Source organism: Janthinobacterium sp. FT14W (assembly GCF_009208755.1).
Taxonomy (GTDB): Bacteria; Pseudomonadota; Gammaproteobacteria; order Burkholderiales; family Burkholderiaceae_D; genus Janthinobacterium; species Janthinobacterium violaceinigrum.
In genome coordinates this window covers 185,197-211,057 of record NZ_WFLL01000004.1, presented here as the reverse complement: position 1 = coordinate 211,057, position 25,861 = coordinate 185,197, and the positions used below count along the sequence as shown (strand labels likewise).

The 25,861-nt window shown below is 61.7% G+C and carries 8 protein-coding genes; 1 reads left to right on the top strand and 7 read right to left on the bottom strand.

The window, feature by feature from the left end; all coding sequences use genetic code 11:
* Positions 1 to 3,579 (bottom strand): non-ribosomal peptide synthetase (locus GCN74_RS05300; RefSeq protein ID WP_152255669.1); only part of this gene is annotated, 3,579 nt, incomplete at its 3' end.
* 13 nt (positions 3,580 to 3,592) lie between these two features.
* Positions 3,593 to 20,332, bottom strand: coding sequence for an SDR family NAD(P)-dependent oxidoreductase (locus GCN74_RS05295; protein WP_152255668.1), 16,740 nt, complete (start codon positions 20,330 to 20,332; stop codon positions 3,593 to 3,595).
* A gap of 199 nt (positions 20,333 to 20,531) precedes the next feature.
* Between GCN74_RS05295 and GCN74_RS05290 the strand changes: the two genes are divergently transcribed.
* A complete protein-coding gene (locus tag GCN74_RS05290) occupies positions 20,532 to 20,783 on the top strand; it encodes a hypothetical protein (protein WP_152255667.1) in 252 nt (83 codons plus the stop codon).
* Positions 20,784 to 21,280: 497 nt separating this feature from the next.
* Here GCN74_RS05290 and GCN74_RS05285 read toward each other — a convergent pair whose 3' ends face one another.
* The 5 genes from GCN74_RS05285 to GCN74_RS05265 all read right to left on the bottom strand — a co-directional run bounded on the left by GCN74_RS05285 (position 21,281) and on the right by GCN74_RS05265 (position 25,685).
* Positions 21,281 to 22,546 carry a beta-ketoacyl synthase N-terminal-like domain-containing protein gene (locus GCN74_RS05285; RefSeq protein ID WP_152255666.1) on the bottom strand — a complete coding sequence of 422 codons (1,266 nt, stop codon included), beginning with the start codon at positions 22,544 to 22,546 and terminating at the stop codon, positions 21,281 to 21,283.
* The gene (locus tag GCN74_RS05280) at positions 22,524 to 22,772 is read right to left on the bottom strand and encodes an acyl carrier protein (RefSeq protein WP_152255665.1); all 249 of its coding nucleotides are present in this window, start codon (positions 22,770 to 22,772) and stop codon (positions 22,524 to 22,526) included. The genes GCN74_RS05285 and GCN74_RS05280 overlap by 23 nt, the downstream gene beginning before the upstream one ends.
* A gap of 47 nt (positions 22,773 to 22,819) precedes the next feature.
* Complete coding sequence (locus GCN74_RS05275; RefSeq protein WP_152255664.1) at positions 22,820 to 23,623, bottom strand: enoyl-CoA hydratase/isomerase; 804 nt, start codon at positions 23,621 to 23,623, stop codon at positions 22,820 to 22,822.
* Positions 23,614 to 24,870, bottom strand: coding sequence for a hydroxymethylglutaryl-CoA synthase family protein (locus tag GCN74_RS05270; protein ID WP_152255682.1), 1,257 nt, complete (start codon positions 24,868 to 24,870; stop codon positions 23,614 to 23,616). The genes GCN74_RS05275 and GCN74_RS05270 overlap by 10 nt, the downstream gene beginning before the upstream one ends.
* Before the next feature lie 110 nt (positions 24,871 to 24,980).
* Positions 24,981 to 25,685, bottom strand: coding sequence for an MBL fold metallo-hydrolase (locus GCN74_RS05265; protein WP_152255663.1), 705 nt, complete (start codon positions 25,683 to 25,685; stop codon positions 24,981 to 24,983).
* Positions 25,686 to 25,861 lie beyond the last annotated feature (176 nt).

Here is a 25,861-nt window from a genome sequence, read left to right as displayed (position 1 = left end):
GATGACCTGCCGGAACGCCGCTTCCAGCAAGTCGATGTCGAACTGCCCCTGCAGGGTGACCGCGCCGGGACAGTTGTAGCTGGCTCCGCCAGGTTCCAGCTGGTCGAGAAACCACAGCCGTTCCTGCACGTAGCTCAGCGGCAGCTGGGTCATCTGGCCGCGCTCGGCCACCGCGATCGTTGCCACTGGCCGGGCGTACGCATCCTGCTCCAGCGCCTGTTCGATGCCGCTGGCCAGTTCGCCCAGGGTGTGATTTTCAAACACGACCTTGAGCGGCAATTCGATAGCAAACTCCTTGCGCAGCCGCGACAGCAGCTGCATGGCCAGCAGCGAGTGCCCGCCCAGGTCGAAGAAGTTGTCGTGTACACCGGCGCGGCCTTCCTCCAGGCCCAGCATCACTTCCCAGATCGCTGCCAGGCGCCGCTCGCCGTCGGTGCGTGGCGGCAGGTGGACATGGGCTGACTGGATGCCGATTTCCATGCGCCCCAGGGCGCCCCGGTCGGCTTTGCCGCTGGGGGTGAGCGGTATGCGCGGTAGGCAGACAAAGGCTGCCGGAAGCATGTATGCCGGCAGCGTGGCTTGCAGGTGAGCGCGCAGCGTATCCGCATCCATGGCGTCGGGCGCATCGGCTGTGCCTTGGGTGAGGACATAGAAAGCGACAAGGCGTTTGTCGCTGTCGCTGCCGCTGGCGATGACGACGCTGTCCTCGATGCCGGGGTGTTCATTGAGCCGGGTTTCGATCTCGCCCAGTTCGATGCGGAAGCCCCTGACCTTGACCTGGGTGTCGATACGGCCCAGATACTGCACATTGCCGTCATCGAGCCAGCGCGCCAGGTCGCCCGTGCGGTACATGCGTTCGCCGGGGCGGAACGGATTGGCGACAAATTTTTCCTCGGTCAGGTCGGGCCGGTTCAGGTATCCCCTGGCCAGGCCCTGCCCTGCGATGACCAGTTCGCCGGGCACGCCAATCGGCTGTACGTTCTGCTGCGCGTCCAGGATGTGGATCTGGATATTGCTGATCGGTGCGCCGATCGGTACGAACTGGCCCGGCAGATGGCTGCAATGGTAGGCCGTGACCTCCACCGCGGCTTCGGTGGGGCCGTACAGATTGAACATCGCCGCGTTCGGGAAGCGCTCGCGGTAATGGGTGGCCGAGCGCCAGTCCAGCGCTTCGCCGCTGCAGAAAATCCGCCGCACGCTGGCGCAGCTGCCTTGTGCGTTTTCGAGGAAGGTGCGCAGCATCGACGGCACGTAGTGCAGCGTGGTGACGCCGGCGCTGTTGATCAGGTGCTGGAGATATTCCACATCCATGTGGCCGCCCGGGCGCGCCAGCAGCACGCAGGCGCCGCTCATGAGCGGCCCGAAGAACTCCGGGACCGATACATCGAAGCTGTACGGCGTCTTTTGCAGGTAGATGTCGTGTTCGTCGAGCTGGTATTGCTTCTGGCCCCAGAAAATGCGGTTCATGATCGCGCGGTGCTCGACCATCACGCCTTTCGGGCGGCCGGTCGAGCCTGAGGTGTAGATCACGTAGGCCAGGCTGTCGGGCCGGGCCAGGGGCCGCACGTCGATGCGGTCGCGCCGCGCCGCCTGCGCGTGTGCGGCGATCGCCTCCCAGTCCCCGTCCACGGCGATCAGGATCGTCCCCGGCATCACCAGCTGACGCAGGCTTTGCATCAATCGGGCCTGGGTCAGGACAACCTTGGCTTGCGTATCTTGCAGCATGTAGACCAGACGCTCTGACGGATATTCGGGATCGAGCGGCACGTAGGCGCCGCCGGCCATCAGCGTGCCCATCAGGCCCACCATCAGCTCCAGCGAGCGTTCCATGTACAGGCCGACCAGGTCGTCCGCGCCGACTCCTTTCCATTGCAGGAACAGGGCGAGGTCGCTGCATCTGTCATGCAGTTGCTGGTAGCTCAGGGCCGCGCCCTCGAATACGACGGCGCGGCCCTGCGGCGTGGCGGCAGTCTGCGCGGAAAACAGTTCGTGCATGCAGGTATCGCCAGGGAACTGGGCGTCGGTGGCGTTAAACGCGTCGATCCGCCCCTTCTCCAGTTCGCCGACCAGACTGTATTGATGGCCTGCGCGAGCGCTGTCCTCGCTCACGCCCGCTAGCAGAGTCCGCAGGTGTCCAAGCATGCGCTCAGCCATCGATGCATTGAAGACGCCCTCGGCATACTTGAGGTGCAGCGAGAAGGTACCCTGCTCCTCGAATACCTCGAGTGCCAGGTCAGCAGCACTCTCCTGGCTGATCTCGCTGACCAGCTCCACGCCGAACTGGCGACCGTCGGACATGCTGACGTCCTGCAGCTTGAATACATTCTGGTAAGCGTACGACAGGCGGAAAATACTGTTGGCGTTCACGCCGGCCAGCTTCAGGTCCTTGATAATCAGCGGAAACGGATACGGTGAATTGTATAACGCATCCATCATTAAGCGTTGCGTGCCTTGTAGCCAGGTCGAAAAATCATCATCGCCGCGGTACTGGCTGCGCAGCGGCACCATGTTCACAAAATAGCCAATATCATTGCTGAAGCGTCCTCCCGCACGGCCCATGACCGGCATCGTTATCACGATGTCTTCCTGGTTGGTGTAACGGTGCAAGAGCAGCTGGAAAGCCGCCAGGAAGATTGCCGACGGCGGCACGCCATGCGTGCGCGAGACGGCAAGGATGCGCTGTGAGTCGTTCGGGGCAAGGTGCTGGAGCACGCAGCCGTTGCCGGAGTCATCCGCGGCTGCCGTTTCTATGAGCGGCGGCAGTTCGACGCCTGGCGGCGCGCCCAGCAGCTGGTTCTGCCAGAACTGGGCCAGCGCCGCACCCTGCGGCGAGGCCAGCAGGTCCTCTTCCCACGCTACGAACTGGCGATAACCATCCGACACCTGGCCGGCCTCCACATCCTGGCCCGCGCACAAAGCAAGGTAGAACGTGAGCAGCTGCTTTAACAGGATGACCGACGAGATCCCGTCGATAACGATATGATGAATGGTGATGAGCAGCACCATGTCCTGGCCGGGACGGACAAACAGTTGCGGGCGTGCCAGCGGACCGCAGGCGAGGTCGAACGGCTGCCTGACTCTGGCGCGCAGGAAGGCAAGCATCTCGGCCTCGCCCTCGATGTCCACCTGCTCTTCCGTGAGGCTCGTCTTGCAGGTATCGTCAAAAAAATGACTCAAGCTGCCGTCGCGATCGACGATCCGGGCCTGCAGAATGGGAAATTTGGCCTGGACCAGTTCCCACGCCCGCGCAAGGTGTTGCACCTGGAAACCACTTTCGCTGCGAAAGCACAGCGGTACGTGATACACACTCGACGATGGGTCCAGCCGCTGCAACACATATAGCCCGCTTTCGCCGGCCGACAACGGAAACGGGCGCACTAGCTCAGCGGAGCTGGAAGCGTGCGCGAGCCGATGCTCACGCAGCATGGCAATGATGTGCGGACGTAGTTCGACAATCGAGTTCCTGATCTCCGCGTTCATGGCACCTTGCGGCGCGAAACAATCGAGCCGATCTCCGTCAAGCGAGAGCTTGATACCTTTGGCCGCGAGCGAAGCCAGGAATGTGAACACGCTTTGCATTATCTAGTCTCTCTTAAAAAGTCAGTTTCTCGTACCCGGCCAAATCATTGCCGCCTGCGCTGAGTGCGATCTGCTCCAGGATCGCCGCTCCGGTACCCGCTGCCGGTGACTGCGCAGACAGTGCGCCCCCAGCGACTGGTGCTGGAGCCGCTGTATCCGGCCCCCCGCCGCCAGGCGTCACCGCGACAACGATCGCGCCAATCTCCGATGCATGGGTCTGTGCCAGGCGGGCGGCGAGGCTGCGGATGGTTGAATATTCGAACACTATGCTTGGAGGTAAATCGGCAGCCAGCAGCAGGTTTGTCCTGCGAATCAGGTTCGCGACGCCCATGGATGTGAAACCAAGGTCGAAATAGCTGACGTCCAGTGCAAGCGCGTCAGGGGCCACGTCGAGTTCCTCCGCGGCGCTGTGGCGCAGGAACCATTCGATCTTGTCCTCGACCGAGGCCATGACCGGTCCCGTCTGTGCGGGCGCTGCTGGCGCCCGGGCCACTGCCAGCGGCGTGTCCGATGCCCTGAACGACAAGCCGTGCAGTTGCACAGACACAGTTCCGTCGGCGTCGAGCAAATCAACGTCCAGCGTCATGGTCTTGCCGCTGGCCGGCGCTGCCTGGCGCACCCATGCAAACATCTCCGATGCACAAGGCGCTGCCAGCCGCAACGCGGCCAGGACTTCAGGGTGGATCTGGCCTTGCCATCCCATGGCAAGGCCAGCAAAGCCTCGGCTCACGGCAATCGCCGCTTCTGCCATTGCCGGATGCAGGCCATACGCCGCCAAGCTCGCATCCTGCGCCTCATCGCTCAGGCCGGCAGGCAGGCGAAGGTGGGCCAGCAGTTCGTGCTCGCCGCGCAGCACCGATATGACCGCGCGCTGCGCCGGCCTGCTGCGATAGCCCAGGGCAGTCAGGCCCAGATAGATGCTGTCGCCGTCGGCGGCGCCGCCATGCATCTGGTTTTGCAGTTGTGCGATATCGAGTACCGGCGCGACAGCTGTCGTTTGCGGATCAATCGCCCGCCCCTGGCAATGCAGCACCGGTACCGCATCCGTGCTGCAGACCGCAAAGTCCGCCACGCCGTCGCCGGCCTGGCACAGCGTCACGCTGACCGATACGCCTGGAGAGACGACCGGTGGCGCCCCCCACCGTACCTGCTGCAATTCCAGCGCCGCTATATGTGCCGGGCGGCGGGCCGCCAGAGCCAGTGCCGCGCGCACCATTTCAAGTTGCACGAAGGCCGGCAGCAGCTTTTGCACCGTTCCATCGTGCGCCGCCGCTTCCTGCTCGGCCAGATAGAACTCGTCTCCTGTGAATGTGGTGGAGTAGCTGACCTGATCGAAATCGGACGTGTTGACATGTAATAGCGGATGCAAAGCGGCGCGACGCGGGGCCGCCCGTATCGCCCCGCGTGCCTCGATCCAGTGGCGTTCGCGTGCGAACGGGTAGGTTGGCAAGGGGATGCGGCTTGCTGCGCCACGCGGAATGACAGCCGCGTAGTCCAGTGTGTAGCCCTGCACGTACAGGTCGGCGATCGTGGCCAGATGCTCCAGCGCCTCATCATTGTCCGCATGGCGTAGCTGTTCAATGCAGAAACTGCCGAATTTTTTCAGCGCCAAGCGTTCGCGCATGGGGCCATCGCCGGCTGGCGTGGTGTAGACGCCTGGCGCGGCCCCGTGCGCAAGCCATTGCTGCAGCAAGCAGGACAACTCATCCGCGTCGCGCACGACGCATGCCAGCCTGGCGTCCAGATGCGTGCGTCCGGCGAGCAGCGTAAAGCTCAGGTTTGCCATCGCCGGCGCAGGGTGCTCCTGAAGGAAGGCGTGCAGCCGGCGTGCTTGCTGGTGCAACTGGTCGCCGGTGCGCGCAGACAGCGCGATCAGATAGCCAGGCAGCGCTTGCATGGTGGATACTACGGCCGGTGCTTCCTCGATCACCAGATGCGCATTGGTGCCGCTAAAGCCAAAGGAGCTGACCGCGGCGCGGCGCGGCGCATCGTTGACCCGCTCCCACGGCTGCACGTTCCGATTGAGGTAAAACGGGCTGGCCTGCATGTCGATGGCTGGATTTGCCTGCTCAAAATTGACGCCAGGCGGTATTTGCTTATGGCGCAGAGCCAGTAATACCTTTAGCACGCCGGCAACGCCGGCGGCGGTAGAGGTATGGCCGATGCTGGCCTTGGCACTGCCGATGGCGCAGAAGCCGGTCTTGTCGGTGTAATGGCGGAAGGCGCGGCTGATGGCGCTGAACTCGATCGAATCGCCCATCAGCGTTCCAGTGCCATGGGCCTCGAGCAGCTGGATCGACTCCGGTTCAATGCCAAAGCGCTCGTAGACCTCGCGCTCGAGCCGTTCCTGCGCCGCCGCATTGGGGGCAATGATGCCGTTCGAGCTGCCATCCTGGTTGACACCACTCCCCTTGATGACGCCGTGAATGTGATCGCCGTCGCGCAGGGCGTCGGACAAACGCTTGAGCACGATAACGCCAACGCCCTCGCCCGGCACGAAGCCGTCGGCACGCGCGTCAAATGCGCAGCAGCGGCCGGACGGCGAGAGCATGCCCGCCCGGTTGGCCACCTGATGGAAGCCTGGTGTTGGCTGCAGGAACACGCCACCGGCCAGGGCCATCCCGGTTTCGCCCGAGCGCAGGCTCTGGCAGGCCAGGTGGATTGTCACCAGGGAGCTGGAGCAGGCGGTATTGACGGCGATAGCCGGTCCTTGCAGATCCAGGTAGTAGGCGATTCGTGCCGGGATGATCGATTCGGCATTGCCCCAGAAGGCGTGGGCCGGCGGTTCACTGTCCATGAGCGTGTCGTAGTTCGAACTGCCGCAGCCGACAAACACGCCGCAGCGCCGCTCCAGTGTTGCCTTGTTGGCATAGCCGGCATCTTCCAGCGCCTTCCATGACTCCTCCAGGAACAGACGCTGCTGCGGATCCATATGCGCCGCCTCCAGCGGCGAAATACGGAAGAACGCCGGATCGAACTGGTCGACCGAGTCGATGAAGCCGCCGCGACTGCAGTATTGCCCCGCCTGGGCTGTCCCCAGAACGCTTTCCTCGGGTTTCCAGCGCGTCACTTCCTTGAGCATCACAGTACCGTCGCGCAGGTTGCGCCACAGCGCGTCTACCGATTCGGAATCGGCGAACCTGCCGCTCATGCCGATGATCGCGATCGCATCTTCCTGTCGGCTGCGCCCGCCGTCCTGTTGTTCGGCAGCCATCTCGCTGGCGCCCCCTTCGATGAAGCGGCCGCTCCATAGCGGCTCGTCGAGCGAGCTTCCCGCGTCCCGTGTATACGGAGACGTGGCCGCCGCCCCGGTAATCTGCGCGCCCCATTTCGCATGGATATGATCTGCCAGGTCGTTGACCGTGCTGTATTCAAACAGGCTGGTGGTATCGAGCTCGATCTGCAGAGCCTCGCTGATAGTGCGTACCAGGTTGACACCGACAATGGAGTCGACGCCGTACTCGGCGAACGGTTCATCGTTGCGTATCCTGCCGGCCTCAAGCTGTACTGCTTCGGAGAGCTTTTCCGCTACCAACTTCCTGATATGTTCACTTCCCATGTGACTGCTGACCTCTCGCTTTAGCGGTTGATGTGCGGTGGCGGCGCGCTGCGGCGTCTGTATTGCCGGAGCTGCCGGAGCTGGCCGGACTGGCGGCTCCGCTGTTGCCGGTGTGGGTTGCAACTGGCGCGCCAGACCGCGCTGGCGCACCAGGCCATCGCTTGCGGCGGCGATGACTTGCTGTCCAAGCTGATGGGCGTCGCTGGCCGGGAAACAGATCGTCGGGAAGCCTTCCTCGGTCAACAACGTCGCCCAGCTCTCGGGGCTTAAACCAGGGCAGTCCGCAAGACGCAGCGCGTGGTCTTCCGCTACCCACCACCCTTCAAGCAGACCAAAGGTCAGGTGGCTGTACACCGAATAGGTGCTGATTTCATTGAGCAGCAAGACACCGTCGCTTCTGAGTGCAGCCTTGACGTTGCGCAGCGTGTCACGCATGTGTGGCGTGGCGTGGAGCACGTTGGCGGCGACTACCAGATCGTAGGCGCCGGCTTGGACAGGCTGGCCTGCCAGCGGCTTGCAGACGTCGAAGATCGCGGTCGTCATCGCCGGGCAGCGCGGTTTGTAGTGTTGCGCCGCGTGCATCAGAAAGGCTTTCGAGACATCGGTGTAGCAGTATTCGGCAATCGCTTCGCCAAAGCGCTGCAGAATCGGCAGCAGCGTCGCCGTGGTACCGCCGGTGCCTGCACCAATCTCCAGAATGCGGATCTTGCGCGTACCGTCGTTGCGCAGCCATTGTTCGATACAGGCAGCCAGTGTGCTGCCCAGCACGCCATTGAAGTGATCGGCCACGCGGTTTCCCTTGTAGACGCCTTCCACCAGATGCATGGATGAACGCGGGAAGATGACATCCGTGGCTACTTGCTTGCCACTCAGGATGCCAGGCAGGCCTTGCATGCATGTTTCAATCAGGACGGTCTGCGCTTCCGTGTGCGGACGCGCTGCGATCCAGCCTGCACGCTTTTCCTTCCATGCCGCCCACAGTGTGTCCAGTGGGCGCGGCAGGTGCGCCGATGCGCCGGACTCTTCCAGCCACTGCTTGTTCTTCAGGTAGCCCACGCTGCCCTGCAACCAGCGGGCGTGGTGGCGCGCCAATGCGCTGTGCGGCTTGTCGCTGGCGGCCGTGGCGGAGCGTACATCCATCACACCCGCGCTCAACAGCGTTGCCGCCAGAATCTCGTCGACCAAGGCTTCCTGTTCGGGTGATGGCAAGTCTGCCTGCAACTGAGCCAGCAAGCCGGTGTCCGTTGCTTGCATGACGGCCGCTTTAATGTCGAGCAACATCGTCTCATCCTGCTGGCGGTAGCGGGTGATGCGGTCAAAGGCGGCGACACTCTCCAAAGCGCGCGTACCGACAGTCTTGAGCAAGGCAAGCTGCTCCAGCGGCGAGCTGACCAGCATTTCTAGCTGCGCCATGCCTTCTTCCGCCTCGATCGAGCCAATGCCCATTTGCGCCATGGCGTGCTGGTAGGAGGGATCGGCAACCACGCCCACATTGCCCCAGTAGCCCCAGTTCATGATTTTTACCGGATACAGGCGGGTTTGCCGCAGATGGCGGGCGAACGCATCCTTGAAGGCGCATCCGGCTGCGTAATTGGACTGTCCCGCCGAGCCGTTAAAGGCCAGGATCGAGGAAAAAAACAGCATGAAGTCGAGATCGAGGGCGCCAAATACGCGGTCCAGGTTCACGCTGGCGTCGACCTTGGCCGACAGGCTGGCCTTGAACCCTGACAGGTCCATCGCCGCGATGCTCTGGTCGCGCAACACCAGTGCTGAATGGATCACCCCGTGAATGGCCGGATAGTGCTGCAGGAGCTGTTCTCGAGCCGCGGTCAGCGCATCTGCATCGGTTGCATCAGCCGCGATATACAGGGGCGCCGGGCCAAGCTTCGCCAATGTGCCGATCTTGTTCTCGATCGCAGCGTCGCGCGGACGGCGGCCGATCCAGACGACTCTGGCCTGGTAGTGTTCGATCAGATGGCGGCTCAGTACCTCTCCGATGCCGCCAGCACCGCCAATGATGAGATAGACGCCGTTCTGGCGATACGCCGGCGGTGCCTGCGGCTGGTCCGCTGCCACTGCCAGCTCTTGCGCGTACCATTCGCCGCGGCGGTGGACCAATGCCTTGCCATCTTTGGCGCCTGCCGTCGTCAGGCAGTCACGGGCGCTCAGCGCTTGCAGGTGCTCGACGTCGAGCAGGCGCAGGTCCCACTGCGCGCATTCCTTGAGCAAGCTGCCGAAGTAACCGTTTACCGACGCATGGCCCGGCGACATCGGATCGCCGGCACGCACTTGCCGGGTGAGCGAGGTGATCAAGGTCCAGTGCAACGGGCGCGTGGCGTAGCCGGCCGCCAGCAACGCCTGGGTGATACGCAAGAGGGCCAGTACGCCCGGCTCCTGCGCATCGACGAGTGCCTGGCCGGCGGCGTCTTGTGCGGCCAAGGGCGCGGCCACATCCGGCGCCATCCAGACCAGTTGCTCAAATGTGGCGGCACGCATTTGCGCCGCCATCTGTTCAGCACCGGCGTGCATATCGAGCGTGAGTGCCTGTGCCTTGGGATAGGAAGCGCGTAGCCATGCCAGCTGCGCAGCGTTGCCGCCCACGAGGGCGACCGCGGCATCCTGCGCGACATCGGCGCAGGCCAGCTGTCCGGCGCCGAGCGCTTGCCATACCGGCACCAGGGCATGCAGCACCGACGGGGGGCGCGCATCATTGGCCGCCGCGCTCGCAACTGGAAGCGACAGCATCGGCTGATTGCCGCTTAGTGGCCGCGACCAGAATTCCTTCATGCGTACCAGCACTTTGCCGTGACGATCAAGCAGCGTGAAGTTGACTTTCCATTGCATGGGATCGGCTGGCCGTTTGTCCGCCGACCAGGTGGCGTGGGCATAATGAACGTTGCGGATCGAACCGAATATTTCCACTTCCGCCACCGAGAATGGCAGGCACAGCGGTGGTTCCATGTCGCCCGTCTTCATCAGTCCGATGGCCGAATGCAGGGACCCGTCCATCAACGCCGGGTGCAGGATGTAGCGATCGGCGTCGGCCGCTATGTGCGCTGGCAATGCCACCAGCGCAAGCGATTCTGAAGCATTGGCCCACATCTGCTGAACGATGCGGAAGCTCTTCCCCAGATGCAGGCCCGCACCCGTGAAATGGGTGTACAGCGTGTCATTGTTGAGGACTTCCTGCGCGCAACGCTGCCGAACGAGCGCAATGTCGACCTGCACACCTGCCTGCTCCCCTGCTGCAAAGCCGATCTGGCCGCTGCAATGGGTCACCGACTGTCCGCCTGTGATGCTTTTGACCGCGAAATGCACCTCGCGGCCTTTTGGCGCAAGTACAGTTTCGACCTCGGCACCACCCTCGCCTACGATCAGCGGCGTGAGCCAGACCAGGTTACGGATGAAGCGCACCTCGCGCTGGGCGGCGAGCTGGCCGGCGACGCGGGCCATTTCGATGTAAGCGACGCCTGGCAGCACGCGCTGGGATTCAACCACATGGTCTGTCAGGAAAAATTCGCTGCCGGAGAAGCTGGTCGAGAATTTTTGTTCCTGCAGTGTAGAGGTGTTGCGTTGCACCAGTGGATGCAGCATGCTGGCCGGAGCGCCGGCGGCAGTGCATGGCAGTGCTGGCGGGGCCTGCTCAGGCAGCGGCATCCAGTGCCGCTCGCGTGCGAACGGATAGGTTGGCAGCGCCGCGCGGCGCGGCGTGCCATTGGCATACAACAGGAGCCAGTCAATTTCCGTGCCGCCCACCCAGTGCCGCGCCAGGGTGTCGAGCTCTTCCCGTTCAATCAGTTCCAGCACAGCCTCAGGCGATATGGCCGTTTCGGCGCTACCTTCCACCTGTGCCTGTTTGCTACGCACCTGGCTGCGGTGCATATTGCCCGGTAGCGATGCGCTTTCCAGGAATGCGGCCAGGTTGGAGCGCAGTTCGGCGGCGCTGGACGCGATAAAGGCCAGACGCTCAGCAAAAGCGTCGCGCCCGACCTGCAGGGTGTAGGCCAGGCTGCCCATGTCGATGGCGGTGCGCTCGATATGGTTGAGCAGCCTGGCGGCGTAGTCTTTGAGCCGCTCCGTGTTCTTTGCCGATATCACAATGATCTGCGGCCGCTCTGCGGAGAGCGTCGATGTTGCAGGCTTTGGCACGTATTCTTCTAGCACGACATGCGAGTTCGCGCCGCCAAAGCCAAACGAGCTCACGCCTGCCACGCGCGGTAAAGCGTGTCCGGCCGCGTCGCGCGGCGCATCCCACGCCGCTGTTTGCTGTACGATGTAGAAAGGCGTGCCTTTCAGGCTGATATAAGGATTGAGTTCCTCGAAATGCGCGTTCGCGGGAATCTGCTTGTGTTGTATCGCCAGCAAGGCCTTGAGAATGCCGGCGATACCGGCCGCTGTTTCCAGGTGCCCGATATTCGTCTTCACCGAACTGAGGCCGCAGTGAGCCTGCGTGGCGGGTGCCATGCCGTTCCTCTTGTACAGCTCGGCAAAGGCCCGGCTCAGGGCCTGGATCTCGATCGGATCGCCCAGGCTGGTCCCCGTGCCATGGCATTCGATATAGCCCACGCTGGACGGGGCGACCTTGGCCTTGCTGTACGCTTCGACCAGCAGCGCGGCCTGGGCGCTCGCATTGGGCGCTGTCAGGGTCGTTACCTTGCCGCCATGATTCTCGGCCGTCGTCTTGACGACAGCGTAAATGTGGTCGCCATCCGCTTCGGCCTTGGCCAGCGGCTTGATGAAGATGGCGCCCGTGCCTTCGCCTCTGACGTAGCCGTTGGCGCGCTTGTCGAAGGTCTTGCATTTGCCGTCGTCACTGAGCATGCCAGCCATGCTGAACGAGATATGGGCGGCCGGCGAGAGCATCACCTGAACGCCGCCGACGATGGCCATGTCGCTACTGCCGGTATGGATGGACTCAATCGCGCGGTGCAAAGCAATCAGCGAGCTTGAGCAGGCGGTGTCCAGCGGTGCGCTTGGCCCGCGCAGATTAAGCAGGAACGAGACGCGGTTAGCCAGTACCGAATGCGAGTTGCCTGAAGCGGTGTACGCATTGATGGGGATGTTGAACTGGCCGACCAGATTCACGTAGTCGTTTGTGGCCACGCCGACGAACATGCCGGTCTTGGTACCGGCCAGGTCCGATACCTTGTGGCCCGCGTCCTCGATGGCGGCCCACACTGTCTGCAGGAAGATGCGCTGCTGCGGATCCATCATTTGGGCTTCGCGCGGAGAAATGCCGAAGAAAAGCGGGTCGAACTTGTCGACCTCGGTCATGAAACCGCCCCACTTGGAGTTGGTTTTACCCGGCTCCTTGAGGGGGTCGCCGAAATTGTCTTCCCAGCTCCAGCGGTCGGCCGGTACGATGGTCACCAGATTCTTGCCGTCGCGGATGTTTTCCCAGAACGCGTGCAGATCGTCCGATTGCGGCATCACGCCGCTCATGCCGACGATCGCAATCGGGGCATTGCTGAAGCGGTCCTCGGCCGATAAGCTGACTTTGGCGGGCACGGCTGGCGCCTGTTCGGAAGGCCCCGGATTCCAGCCCTTGCTGGAGAATACCGGCGCTGGTTCGTCCTGCGCGGCAGCTGCTGGCGCAGCAAATGGCGTAGGCATGTTCGTTGCGGTGCCGGCAGAAGCGTTCCCTTCAGCCGGCAGGTACTGCTGCAAATGCCCGCGCGCGTCCGTGGCCAGGTGCTTGGCGATTTCGTCGATCGATGGATAATCGAAGAACAGGATCGGCGTGATCTCGAGGTTAAATTTTTCGTTGACCAGATTGGCGTAGGTGGCCAGGCCCATCGAGTCGAAGCCGAGATCGAGCAGAATGATGTCACCCCGGATATCGTTCGCGTCGAGCTGGAGGAAGTCCATGGCGAGCTGCGACAGCGCGCTGCGCAGCATGGCCAGCACTGCGTCGCTGGACGCGGCGGGCGCGTCAGGCGTGCCGGCGCTTGCCGCAGGCGCGGCGACGGCCACCGGAGCGGCCGCAGGCTGGCGCAAGCCCCATGCCAGCTCAAGCGTGTCGCGCACACCTTCCGCCACGACGACCTGCGCGAACGGCGCCGCCAGGGCCAGGACAAAGGCATCAAGCCCTGCCTGGTCGCTCAACGGACGAAGCCCCGTTGCCTTCCTGAAGATGCGTTCTGTCTGTTCATCCAGCCGCATGCCGCCGTTTTGCCACAAGGACCAGTTCAGACTCAGCGTCTTGCCATGGCGCTCGCCTGCGGCACGCTGCGCTTCACGCTCGACAGCGAAGGAATCCATGAAGTGATTGGCGAACGCATAGTCGCATTGGCCAGGATTGCCGCCTACGGCGGACAGCGACGAAAACATCGCGAAGAAGTCGAGATTGTCCTCACGCGTCATCTCATCGAGATGGACGGTGCCGAACACCTTGGGTGCGAATACTGCCCGCATGTCGGCGGCGCTCTTGTGGCGAATGTAGGAATCGCGCAGCACTCCGGCACCGTGGATGACGCCGTGGATGGTGCCGAAGCGGCTACGGCAGGTGCTGAGAGCCTGTTTGACCTGGTCGCGCTCGGCCATGTCCGTACGCAGATAGCATACCTCTGCACCGAGCTTTTCGAGACCGGCAAGCCTGGCTTGCTGCTGCGCGCTCAGTTCCGAGCGCCCAGTCAGCAGCAGACGCGCCTGATACCGGGAAGCAAGGAACTGGGCAAACAGCAGGCCCAGGCCTCCGGCGCCGCCCGTAATCAGGTAGACGCCGCGTTCACGCAGAGTGGCGCCTGTTGCCGTTCCGTCTGCTCCACCGCCTGCGGCTTGCGTCAGGTCGACTCTCTTCAGGCGCCGGACCGAGCGCGCCGCGCCGTCGTAGCGAATGGCGCGCGCATCGTCCGTCTCTGGCACAAATTCGGCCAGGATGATCTGTGCCATCTGTTCGGCGGCAGTGCCGCGCAGTTCGATCGTCTTGCACAGCACCTTGGCATGTTCCAGGCGCAGCGCACTGGCAAAGCCGTTGATGGCTTCGTGCCGGGGGGCGGCAAATGGCCCGCTTGACTGGAACAGGTATTGCAAGCGTACGCTATCCTGTAGTTTGCGGGCGGCCAGCGCCTGGCATAGGTACAGCACAGCAAATACGCCCTGCTCCAGCGCACTGTCGAGAGTAACTTCCGCGCCCTGGCACGCAGGCCAAGCGAAGCACGCCTGCCCGACCCGCTGGCCGCGCCGCTCGATCGCTTCGAACAGACGGCCAAAGTCGGCCGGATCGGCGACGTTGAGCTGGAAATGCGCAGCGTCGCATTCGGCAAACTGCGTTGCCGCCTCAACGAGCACGACTCTTCGTGCATCGCCGCCGGCGGCATGCAGCGCCTCGCGATACCGGTCCAGCAATGCGCGTCCGTTGTCGAACAGGAGCACGACACCTTGCTCCTTGTCTGCTGTCGACAGTGCGGCGAGCGGCGCCGGGTCCCATGTATAGGTGTAGTTCAAGGATTCGTCGCCGCCCAGTTCCTGCGGCGCTGAAGCCTTGTGCACTTCGTTCAAGGCAATGCCGACGGTCTCGCGTATCCTGACCAGCACCCTGCCCTGGTTGTCCACGATCAGCACATTGGCGCGGGTGACCTTCGAACCGGCGTGCTTGGTGTCCTTGACAATGTAACTCCAGCATTCGGCCTGCAGTGGATGCAGAATCTCCACTTCGCCAATGGAGTAAGGCACGGCCATCTCCGCCGTGCTGTCATCTAGCTGCGACGCCACACCGGCTTGCAGCGATCCATCGACCAGTGCCGGGTGCAGCAGCAGTTCCTGCAAGTCGGCACTGCGCGCGGTCGACAGCCGCAGCCGTCCCAGGGTTTCTCCATCGTTCTTGTGAATCTCGCCAAGCACCTGGAAGCTGGGCCCCAGTCCCAGGCCCAGGCCGTGGAAACGCGGATAGGCGTCCTGGCCATTGATGACTTTCGTGCAGCGCGCCCGGATATCATCAAGATCGATGCGCTCAGGCAGAGCATCCGGCGAGCCGGAATACAGGAGCTGGCCCTGCGCATGCAGCGTGCGCTGGTTCGATCCGGACAGGCTGAAGACCTCGAAATGTACCACTTCGCCTTTCGGCTTGAGTTCGACCAGTACTTCCTGCGATACGCTGCCGCGCACCACGATAGGACTCAGCCACATGATGTTCTTGATACGCCGAACTGGCCTGCTGGCAGCCAGTTCGCCCGCCTTGCGTACCAGTTCCAGGTAAGCGACGCCGGGTAGCGTGGGAATGGACGACACAAGGTGGTCGTAGATGAAAAAATCGCGCTCGTGGAAGCGTTTCTTGAAGATCTGGCGTTCGAAGGTGGACTCGTTTGCGTCAAGCATCGGGTGTAGCGCCGCGAGGGACGCGGCGGCACGCGGCGCACTCTGTGCGCCTTGGGCCGAGCCACCCACCCAATGGCGGCGGTCGGCAAACGGATAGGTCGGTAGATGGGTACGCTGTCCGGGCTGATGGGCCGTCGTGCTGCGCCAGTCAGAAAACACGCCCTCTGCCCAAAGCTGGGCCAGGCGCGGCAGGTCATGCCCCCGACTCAGCATCAGGGCGAACTCATCCTGCTCCCTGCGCGTGAGCAGCTTATTTAGGCTTGCGGCATGATCGACGCTGCCGGCGAAGAGCTTGTCGTGCCGGCCGCCGCCGATGAATTCACCCAGGCGCGCAATCAGTTCGGCGCAGGTGGCCGCCACGATGGCGGCGCGGTGTTCGAACATTTTGCGGCCAACCTGCAGCGTATGTGCCACGCTGGCCAGCGTGGCAGGCGCCACCGCGCCCGCTTGCCGGCTGACCAGGTAGTCCCTGAGACGCGTGGCCACTTCGCGCAGCTGGTCTTCCGTACGGGCAGAGATGGGGAACACGCGTTCATGCTCCTCCTGCTCTGTTGCCACGGGGCGTTGATAGCTTTCCACAATAACATGGGCGTTCGAGCCACCCGCGCCGAACGAACTGATGCCGGCGCGCAGCGCCTGCGGCATGCCCTCTATCGCCTTCGGCTGCCACGGTTCGAGTTGCTGCACCACGTAAAACGGTGAATTGCTGAAATCGATAAATTCGTTCAACTCGCGGGAGTGCAGCGAGGGCGCCAGCTGGCCATGACGCATCTGCAGCAGCACTTTGCTCAAGCCGACAACTCCGGCTGCCGCCTCCAGATGGCCGATATTGGTCTTGACCGAGCCGATCGCGCACGACTGCGTGGCCACGCCGAATTGTTCAAACGCCTTGCTCAAGCCTCTGATTTCGATCGGGTCACCCAGTTCCGTTCCGGTGCCGTGCGCCTCAATGTAGCCGACTGTGCGGGCGTCGACGCCTGCCTGCTCGAGGGCCGCCAGAATCACTGCCGCCTGCGCGTTCGGGCTGGGCACAAAATAGCCGCTTGAACGGCCGCTGTGATTGATGCTCGCCCCCTTGATGATGCCATAGATGTCGTCGCCGTCGCGGATGGCATCGTCCAGCGGCTTGACCAGCACTGCGCCCACGCCTTCGCCTGCTACATAGCCGTTGGCGCCCTTGCCGAAAGTGCGGCAGACACCGTCTTCGGACAGCGCGCCGCCGAATTGATTGATATCGACTTTCCCTTGATGCAAGTCCAGGTTGACGCCACCGACGATGGCCGCCGAACATTCACCCTTGTAAATGGCTTCGCATGCCAAATACAGCGCTGTCAGGCTGGACGAGCAGGCGGTATCGACCGTCATGCTCGGGCCGCAGAGATTCAGGCAATACGACACATGGTTGGCGATGCTCCACAGGAAAGAGTTGGGCGTGGTGTCATGACCGGCGTGGCGCTGGTCCAGGCCAGCCATCTGATACATGGCCCACACGGCCCCGACGAACACGCCGATATTGCGGGGCATGGCTTCCGGCACCAGCGTTTCGGGCGTGTAGCCCGCATCTTCCATGGCTTCCCACGCCACTTCCAGGAACAAGCGTTCCTGCGGATCCATCAGCTGTGCTTCACGCGGCGAGATATTGAAGAACAGCGAGTCGAAACGATCCACGTCGGCGATAAAGCCACCGCGATACTGCTTCGCGGGACCGTGCGGCGTCCGTTTGGCGAGGCGTTCAGCGGGAATGGGTTCGACGCTGTCGATGCCACGGGCCAGGTTGTCCCATAAGGCATCAAGGTTTCTCGCATGCGGATAGCGTCCCGCCATGCCAACGACGGCGATATCGCGCACCGCGTAGCCGGCCGGCCGCGTGTCGGGTTGCGATTCCTGCAACGCCGCCGCGCGCAAGGCGGCCGCGGGCGCCTGCGTATCCTGAGTCCGCACGGTTTGCGGTGCGGGCGCGATCGCTGGCGCCTTGGGCATGCTCGTCGCCTGTGCCGCGGGCGGCGCCTCGGGCCGTGCCGCAGGCTGGGATTTGGCTTTCGCCGCAGCGTGCGCCTTGACATCATCCTTCTCGCCTGGTTTGGCAGGCGGTGTAGCGGCTGCGGTGGTTGTCAGGCGCAGCATGTAATTGGCGTGCACATCCGCCATTCTGGCAGGCGTGCCTGCCTCCAGCACCAAGTCCGGCACTTCGCCGATAGCGCTGAACAGGTCAACCACGAGGTCAATAATCTGCACCACCTGCGACGCCTTCAATCCCAGCGGTACAGCCATGCGTACCAGGCCGTTCAGGTGGCTGTTTTGCTGCATGCCGACACTATGCGCGCCTATCCTGATGCCCGTATTGAGGTAAAACCAGGCAACAAACGATGCAACCGGATTGCTCAGACTCTGGAATTGCGCAATGCGCTTCACGTCGAATAGTATGCAGTGGGCTCCGGCAGGCTGTGCCAGCGGGATGCCGCGCTCATGGAACGACGACCACATCAGGCGAACCGACTCCATGCGCCGCAAAACCTGGCTTTCGATGCGCTTGTGGTCCTGCAATGCCAAGGCAACCAACTTGCGCCCGATTGCATCGAGAGCGGTGCCACTCTGGCCGTTGAGCGCATCCAGGCGCTGAAACAGCTCCGTATCGTTGGTGGCAACCAGGCCGCCACAATTCACGCCGAAGTCTTTGGCGAGACTGCAGGTCACCATGTCGGCGCACCCGATAAGTTCGCGCGCCACTGCCATGACGCTCTTGCCTGCACACTCGGGATCATGCTCGATCAGAAAATGTGCATTTTCCAGCACGCGCGTGGCGTCCATGACAAGCGGAATGGCGTGCTGCTGCAACACGCGCCTGAGGGTGCGCATGGGCGCTAGCGCCACCGGCAGCCCCCCCGCCGCATTGTTGCTCAATTCGATGCACACGAACGCAATCGTGCCAGGCTCGGCGGCCACCCGCTGCAGTACCGCCTCCCAGTCCAGGTCTCCCTTGAAAAGTAAGGTCGATTCGCCTTGCAGCGCGGCAGCGCAAGGCAGCTCAACGGCATCGAAGCCATTGTCGATCTGGTGGTACAGGCCTGTGGGGAACAGGACGTTCTGCAGGACTACGCCTTTCCGGGGCATGGCTTTGTAGAATATCTCTTCGGCGGCGCGTCCCGAGGATGTGAGGAGCAGATGCGTGAAAGGAAAAATGGCGCGCAGTGTGTCCTCCACTGGCGCTGCCGTCTGCAATTGCGCGCGCAGGTGGCTCATCTGGGCATCGATTGCTGGACTCTTCAGTTGCGCCCATGAATCGGTTTTTAGGTCGAATTGCACCTGCCCGTGCGACAGGTTATGCGGATTGAACCCGCATTTGGCCAACGCCTCGGTGCGTACTTCAACATCCTTGACATTGCGCGGCGATACGGCAGCAGGTCCCGCCGCCATCGCCGGCGGCGTCATGCTACGCGCTGGCAGGACAGGCGCTTCCACGGCGCCACGCAGGCTGTAGTTTTCCGTATCCGAAGTCTGCATCGCTTCGGGGTCGGCAATCATCATGATGAGGTCGACCAGGTTGTCTGCCCTGCCGGCGCCCGCCGGCCGGCACAGGTAAATCGACTGGTTCTCGGGCCGGAATTTGTTCTTGAACTGCAGATTGCCATCGTCATTGAAGATGCCCTGGCTGTGGAGGTCATCGAGCACCATGTCGATGGCCGGATCGGCGTCCGGACAGGTTTCGAGCCGGCAGCCGTACGTGCCGCCCATGCTCAGCATGTCGTGTCCTTCACCGACGAGCTGGTCGATGATGGCGGCAATGGCGAATTCCAGGCCGCCTAGCGGCATCTGTGCGCCGTAGAACTCCAGATCCATCAGATAGCCCTTGAACTCATGTCCAAGCGGCGAAATCAGAATGACGTTTTCCAGCGTGTCGTTCAGGTAGGTCAAGAACAGGCGGTGGCGCGCATGCAGCGTGCGTGCGAGGATTTCTTGCTTGACCGTCGCCACCAGCGGATTGACCATGGGCTTGCCGACACACCAGCTGTCGATGACGCTGGCAATGGCGCGCTCTACCAGAACATCGGTGCCGAGCTTGTATTCCTGTGTTCTGGCCACGCCCGCTTTCTGGAATTTCGACACCTGGTAGCGTAGCCGGCGCATGGCGCCGCCCTCAAGCGTAAACTGGCCCAGATTGACCACGCGCTGCAGGGCGCCGAACGGCGTCGACGAAAAGCGCGTGGCTCCGGCCGTGCCTACCACGCGGTCGGTGAACACGCTGAGCTCCAGCTGGTGCGCATTGCAATGTTGATGTAATTCTATCAATAGTTCAAGGAAATACGCTTCCGGCCCTGTGTAGGCATACGCCAGCAGGATATCCTTGCAGCGCGCATAATTGAAGAAGCCGCGCCGGGCGCTGCCGATGAACAGATTGGGTGCGATACTGCGCGCACCGCGCGATGCTGCGGCCTCGTTTTTGTACTGGTCGAAGATGTTCTGGAGCGCCGGTCCCAGGACAGCATCGGCGTAGGCATCGCGCTCTGGCAGCAGCAGCGGTGCGGCGGCTGACGTGGCGCGCGCGCCTGGGAGATTCTCGATCGCCGCCTGGACGGGTGCCCTGGCGGGCATGTCGGCGCTCATGTTGGCCGTAATCGTCGCAGCGTGATGTTGGGCAAAGTAAGCGGCCAGCTCGGCAATGTTGATATTTTCGAACAGCAGCGTCTTGGGCAGGCGGCCGAACACTTCTTCGAGCCTCTTGATAATCTTAAGTACGCGAAAGGAATCGATACCGGACTCGGCGAAGGGTCTGTCGCGGTCGGGCTTGCTGCGTGCCTCGTCGACTGTGTCGGCAATCAGGGTGGTGAGGTAGGACTCTGCCCATTCTTGCAGGTATTCAGCGTGATTCATTTGGCCCATGCGATTTCTCTGTTCCTCGTCGCTCTATCACAAAATCCGGACAGATGTCGACTGGTTTATGGATTGAACATCTCGTTCTTTGCTGTCACATCGGTTCTTGAGCGTGTCTGGACATGTTCTGGCCGCCGCGCTGATATGCGGCAGCGATGTCCAGCACCGATCACTCGGTCGACATAACGCAATTCTTCAGGATTGGTTGGTGGATCAGCGCTTCATCGCAGCGGCAATACGTGCGATCGAGAAACGATGCCTGCCCTTGCGTTGCCAAAGATCATGCTGTGGTGGCTGGTACTCCACCGGCAAGATTTGCACGATCGAGTCGCGCCGCGCGGGAACGGACATTGCAGAGTCTCCTCAAGATTTCACTACGCAATTGATGGCAATTTTCCGGATTGAATTTGCTTTGGTAAATTCACAACAGCAGTTCATTTTGGCAACTTGCATTGCATAGCAGATTAGCACAATTTAAACGCAATATTGATTTTTATTAAATGTTTATTTGGAAAAATTATATAGCACGCAATTGCATGTTGTTCCCTATTAACAGGACACTTTTGTGCTTGCCGTATGCGGCAAAACGATGGCATAAACGTTGCGCTTCGCGGGGGTGCCATGCGAACCAGCCCTTGCGCAAGTGGGCGCAACGGAAGTCCGCGGCAATGCATTGCCGATGCGGAAAACGGAGGTGTCGGGGCGGTGGCGACAGCGTGAACAGGCTCAGGCCGCCGGATAACGCAGCCTGTGCGGGCAGCATGCTGCAGGAGTGGAAAGCGCCGCGTGTATGGAGTGGATGGAAAGCCAATTTCCCCTCGACGCAAGTTGCGGCCCTGGCGATATCCGCGCCTCGCCGGAAATGACGATCTGGGTCCGTGGGGTGTCATTGGCTAGCTGCATATTGCGCTCTCCACGCGCCTGCAAGATCACCTTTTCCCTCTAACTTGCTACAGCTCATATGCTTTCCATGCACAGTGCGGTATTGATGCCGCCAAAACCAAAGCTCAGCTTGATAGCCCGCGCGATGCGATGCGCTACGGCCTGCTCGCGTACCAGCTCGCACGGCGATGCTATCTGTTCCTGCAGATTGCGCGAAGGATGCAGGAGCGCTTCCTTCATTTGCAGCAGCGTGGCGATAATTTCCACCGTGCCAGCAGCCGTCAAGCCATGGCCAGTGATCGATTTGGTCGTATTGGCAAAAGCCCCAAGGATACCGGCCAGCCGCAGCGCCTCCATTTCAGTCTCGTCGCCGACTACCGAGCCGGAGCCGTGCGGATTGACATAGTCGACCTGCGCCGCAGTCCAGCCAGCCCGCGCCAGGGATTTACGTATCACCCCGAGCTCGCCTTCCAGCGAGGGATTGGGATTGCGGTTACCTTCCAGCTGTACGCTCCAGCCGGCCAAACGGGCGTACGGTGCGGCATGGCGCCGTTGTGCGACCTCGAGCCGCTCAACGATCACAGCGCCACAGGACTCGCCGAAGATAAAACCGTCGCGCGCCTGATCGAAGGGACGGCAGGCCAGCGCCGGCGCTTGCGCAAAGCGCTCCGAACCCATCGCCCCGAGCGAACGAAACGCCTGCAGCTCGTAGCACGACAAGTCCATCATGGCACCGATGGCGATGCAGGTGTCGACCCGGCCTGACTGTACCGCCTCGATCGCCTCGATGACGGCCAGCTGGCCGCTGGCCGAAGCGCCGCCCACGGTGGAGGCAAAGGCGCGGATACCGAACAGCTCAGTACAGATCCCGCACAGGTCACTGTCCATGAAGGACATCCCATACGTCGGCCGCATGAAGCGGAAGCGCTTGGCCGCGGCCGCTTGTGCCAGCACCAGCTCGCGCTGCTGGAAATTGGAACCACCGACAAACAGGCCGATGCGTGCCGGATCGGCCGCATCGAGCCGGGCATCCTGCCACGCTTCGTGCAGGGTCGCTACGGCCACCTGGCTGGACAGTGACGCCGTTCGCAGGTGGCCGCCTGCCAGCCCTTCGGGCAAGACCAAACCGGCAATTTCAGCCCCCAGAAAACGGGTCTCCTGGGTAGCCTCGGTGCCATCGATCACACCTGGGAGCGGCCATTGGCGCCCCGGCCTGCGCAGTACGTCGAAACGGTGCTCGCCGGCCATCAAGGCTCGCGTGAACGCCTGTTTCCCTTGCCCAACTGCGGACGTGACGCCGACTCCGGAAATGACGATATCAGGCACTTGGCATTTTCTCAAGCATGATGCGGGACAGCTCGCCAATATTGTCAGCCTTCGCCATCTGCATCAGTGGAATATCAAGCTCTAGGGTTTCAAGCGTCATCATGATGATCTCCGAGCGGTCCACCGAGTTTGCGCCCAGGAGTTTCAGAGAGTCGTGGGGCGCGATGTCGCGTCCCACCAGCGCCGGAATCACTTCGCGCGCATGTTGTACGATCACTTCAAAAATCGATTGCTTGTCCATCAAGGCTCCCGGTAATTTTTATATGCATGCCGCTGCGGCTTGGCTGACTAGATGCTTGTCTCCCACGGGAAACGTCCCGTGGCGACAAAACGGCCGATGTTGTCAAGATTGGCCGGATCGGTGAATGCCGCGATGTTGGTCCTGAGCGCGATCGGCTTGACCCGGCTTAAGGAGTCATCGAGCTCGGCTGAATAAGTTTTGTGGCGGATGATGGCGGCCTTGTTCAAGCGCTTCATCCGGACCAGATGTTTGCGCAGCAGGACATCGCTGTTTTCTTCGCAGGCATCGACCAGGCCCCATTGTTCTGCTTGCCTCGCCATGACCGGCTGCGTGCTCAGGGTGAGGTAGTTTGCCTTGGCCATGCCGATGCGGCGCACCAGGAATGGCATCACGCAGGCAGGTGTGAGTCCGAACATCATTTCAGACAGGCTGAATACTGCCTTGTCTTCGCTTAGCACGACATCACAGGCCGCGACAAAGCCCACGCCGCCCGCATTGACCTTGCCGCGCACGTGCGCCACCGAAATGAACGGTCCGCACGCCAGGCGCCGCCACACGTCATACATAGGCTCGGGCGCGTGGTCGCGCAGCGCGACGCCCGCCTGCGAGTCACGGTGCATGCCCTGGAAATCGGCACCGAGGCAAAATACCTCCGGCGCGCCTTCCAGGACGACAATTTTAGCCAGGGCCTCGTGCGCATCGAGCGCGTGCGCGATATCGTCAATCAAGGTGCGGCTGATCGTGTTGCCCGCTTCGGGCCGTGCCAGGGTGATGTAACACACCTCCGCGTCCATGCGCACCTGGATGGTCTGGTAGCGCTGGGGGGCAGGCGCCAAATCCGTCAGACCCATTCGTACTCCCGGTGGAATTCCTTGATTTCCTTGAGGAACAGCGTCTTCTTGCCATGCGTGCTGCGCGCGCCGGGGATAAAGCCGGGAACGGAAATCACATTGCGCGTGCCAAATTTCATTGTATTGCTGGCCTCGAGCACCGATTCATATTCGTCCATCGACAGTTCGTAGCGCCGGTCCAGGTGCTCGCGGATCTGCATGGCGCGGATACGCTTCTGGCCTTCCTTGTCGGCGATACCGCTGAAAAATTCGGAGCTGCAGCCCGACCCGTACGAGAAGCAGCCGACCCGTTTCGGTTCGGTAAAGTCGCCATGTTCAATGACGCTGACCAAGGACATCATGGCGGTCGCCCCCATGATGTTGCCCACGCGTTGGCAATACGTGATTCCAGGCATGACCCTGGCCTCGAAATCGGATTCGATCTCAGGCGGCTTGGCCTTGGCAACCTTGCGCATGACATGCCGGTGCGCTCCCTTGACCATGCCGCCGAACGGCGTGTGCATCGCCAGGTAGGTGAAGGTGGCTTTAAAATCGGCGCCCTCCACCCGTTTCTGATATTCGAGAAACGATTTCTCGAAGCAGTCCAGATACGATAACAGCGATACGTCCGCATTGCCAGCTTCGACATCAGGGCCAGGCCGGCAAGTATCCATCACTTCGTAGCCATAGTAGCCATTGGCGCCCACGTCGAACTGGAATACATGCGGCGTATCACTGACCAGCATGGCCACGGCGCCCGCGCCGCCGCTCGGTTCGTGGAACGACCAGTCCTCGGTCAGGGCACTGCCGCCCGGCGCCACCATGAAGCGCGAAATGTCGGTTGCGATGACCAGCACCTTTGCCCCCGGCGACGCGCCCGAGAGGATGAAGTTGAGGGCCATCTGGACTCCGGCAGCGCCCGAGTAGCAGGCGCTCTTCAATTCGATCAGGCGGCAGTTATTGTTCAGGCCGAGCAGGCTGTGGAAGTAGGAACTCATCGATTTGCCAAAATCGAACGACGATTCGGTACAGGTAATGACCATTTCAATGCGGTCTTTTTCCTCAGGAGACAGTGCGTCGACGATGGGGGCGGCGGCATTCATCCCGAAGGTGACGGGGTCTTCATAGGGCAATGAAACGGTCTTCTGCTTCATTAATAAATTCTCGAAGCGGCTCGTATCGAGCTGACGGTACCTGGACAATTTTTCGACGTCGATAAAGGCTGCGCCGGCGTACACGTTGATCGCTTCAAAACCAACCATATTCATATCCCTGTTTTCCTTTGTAGTAGCGTTGACCGCTGCCCATGACCACCTGCACCGGCGGCAAGGCCTTGATCGGCGCCGTTGATTGACGGCTGTTACCAGTTGCACACCGGTTATTGCCCGAACATGCTGATCCGGCTTTGCACTTTTCTCATGCGAAACTTTGTGAACGATTCGACATCGCTGAACTGCAGGTAAATATTGTCCTGCATGACTTGATCGAAGCGCTGGCCCGGTACTTTCCCGTATGAGTGGCCGGGATAGACGCGCATGTGCGGTTCGAGCAAGGCTTTGAGATACTCGAGGCTGGCGTACATCTTGTGTGCTGCTTCGATATCCGGGCACATGCCACAGCCTTCGGCAAACAAGACGTCGCCAGTAAACAGGTTGTCCCCGATCAGGTAGCAAAAGCAGCCCGGCGTGTGCCCTGGCGTATGCAGCGGCTGGATCTGCATGCCGCCGACATACCAGGGGGCCGTGTCGATCCCGACCAGCCATTCATTGCGGAAGCCGGAAACGGCAATTTCGCTGTTTGACATCCAGATCGGGCAGCGCATGGCCGCTGCCAATGGCGCGGCAAGGTTCAGATGATCGGGGTGGGAGTGGGTAATGAGAATGCCGGCCAGTTGCACTTGCGCTTCTTCTAGTGCGGTCTCGACCTTGAGCATTTCCCATGCAGGGTCGACAATGACGGCCTGGCGGGTGGCGGAATCAATGATCAGATAGTTGTAATTGGTCATGAATTGAAACTGCATTTTTAGGACCACCACCTGGGGCCGGCTGACCACGTTTGCCGCGGCACCATACAACTGTTCCATTGCATCTCCGTTCTCGTTATTTCATCCATCCAACTGCTTTCTGGAGTCGGATATTAGCATGATAATTAATAATTTTTGCCAAAAAATCAATGGCCGTAAAGCATTATTTTTCGGCAGTGGCAAAAATGTAAAATAGCCGGATGGAGAGCCTGCACGGCGCGTGCTCTCCACTTGCC

Bases quoted from the DNA above. Each gene is read 5' to 3' on its own strand.
- GCN74_RS05295 (WP_152255668.1), bottom strand. From the start codon at position 20,332: ATGGGCCAAATGAATCACGCTGAATACCTGCAAGAATGGGCAGAGTCC.
- GCN74_RS05280 (WP_152255665.1), bottom strand. From the start codon at position 22,772: ATGGACAAGCAATCGATTTTTGAAGTGATCGTACAACATGCGCGCGAA.
- GCN74_RS05275 (WP_152255664.1), bottom strand. From the start codon at position 23,623: ATGGGTCTGACGGATTTGGCGCCTGCCCCCCAGCGCTACCAGACCATC.
- GCN74_RS05270 (WP_152255682.1), bottom strand. From the start codon at position 24,870: ATGAATATGGTTGGTTTTGAAGCGATCAACGTGTACGCCGGCGCAGCC.
- GCN74_RS05265 (WP_152255663.1), bottom strand. From the start codon at position 25,685: ATGGAACAGTTGTATGGTGCCGCGGCAAACGTGGTCAGCCGGCCCCAG.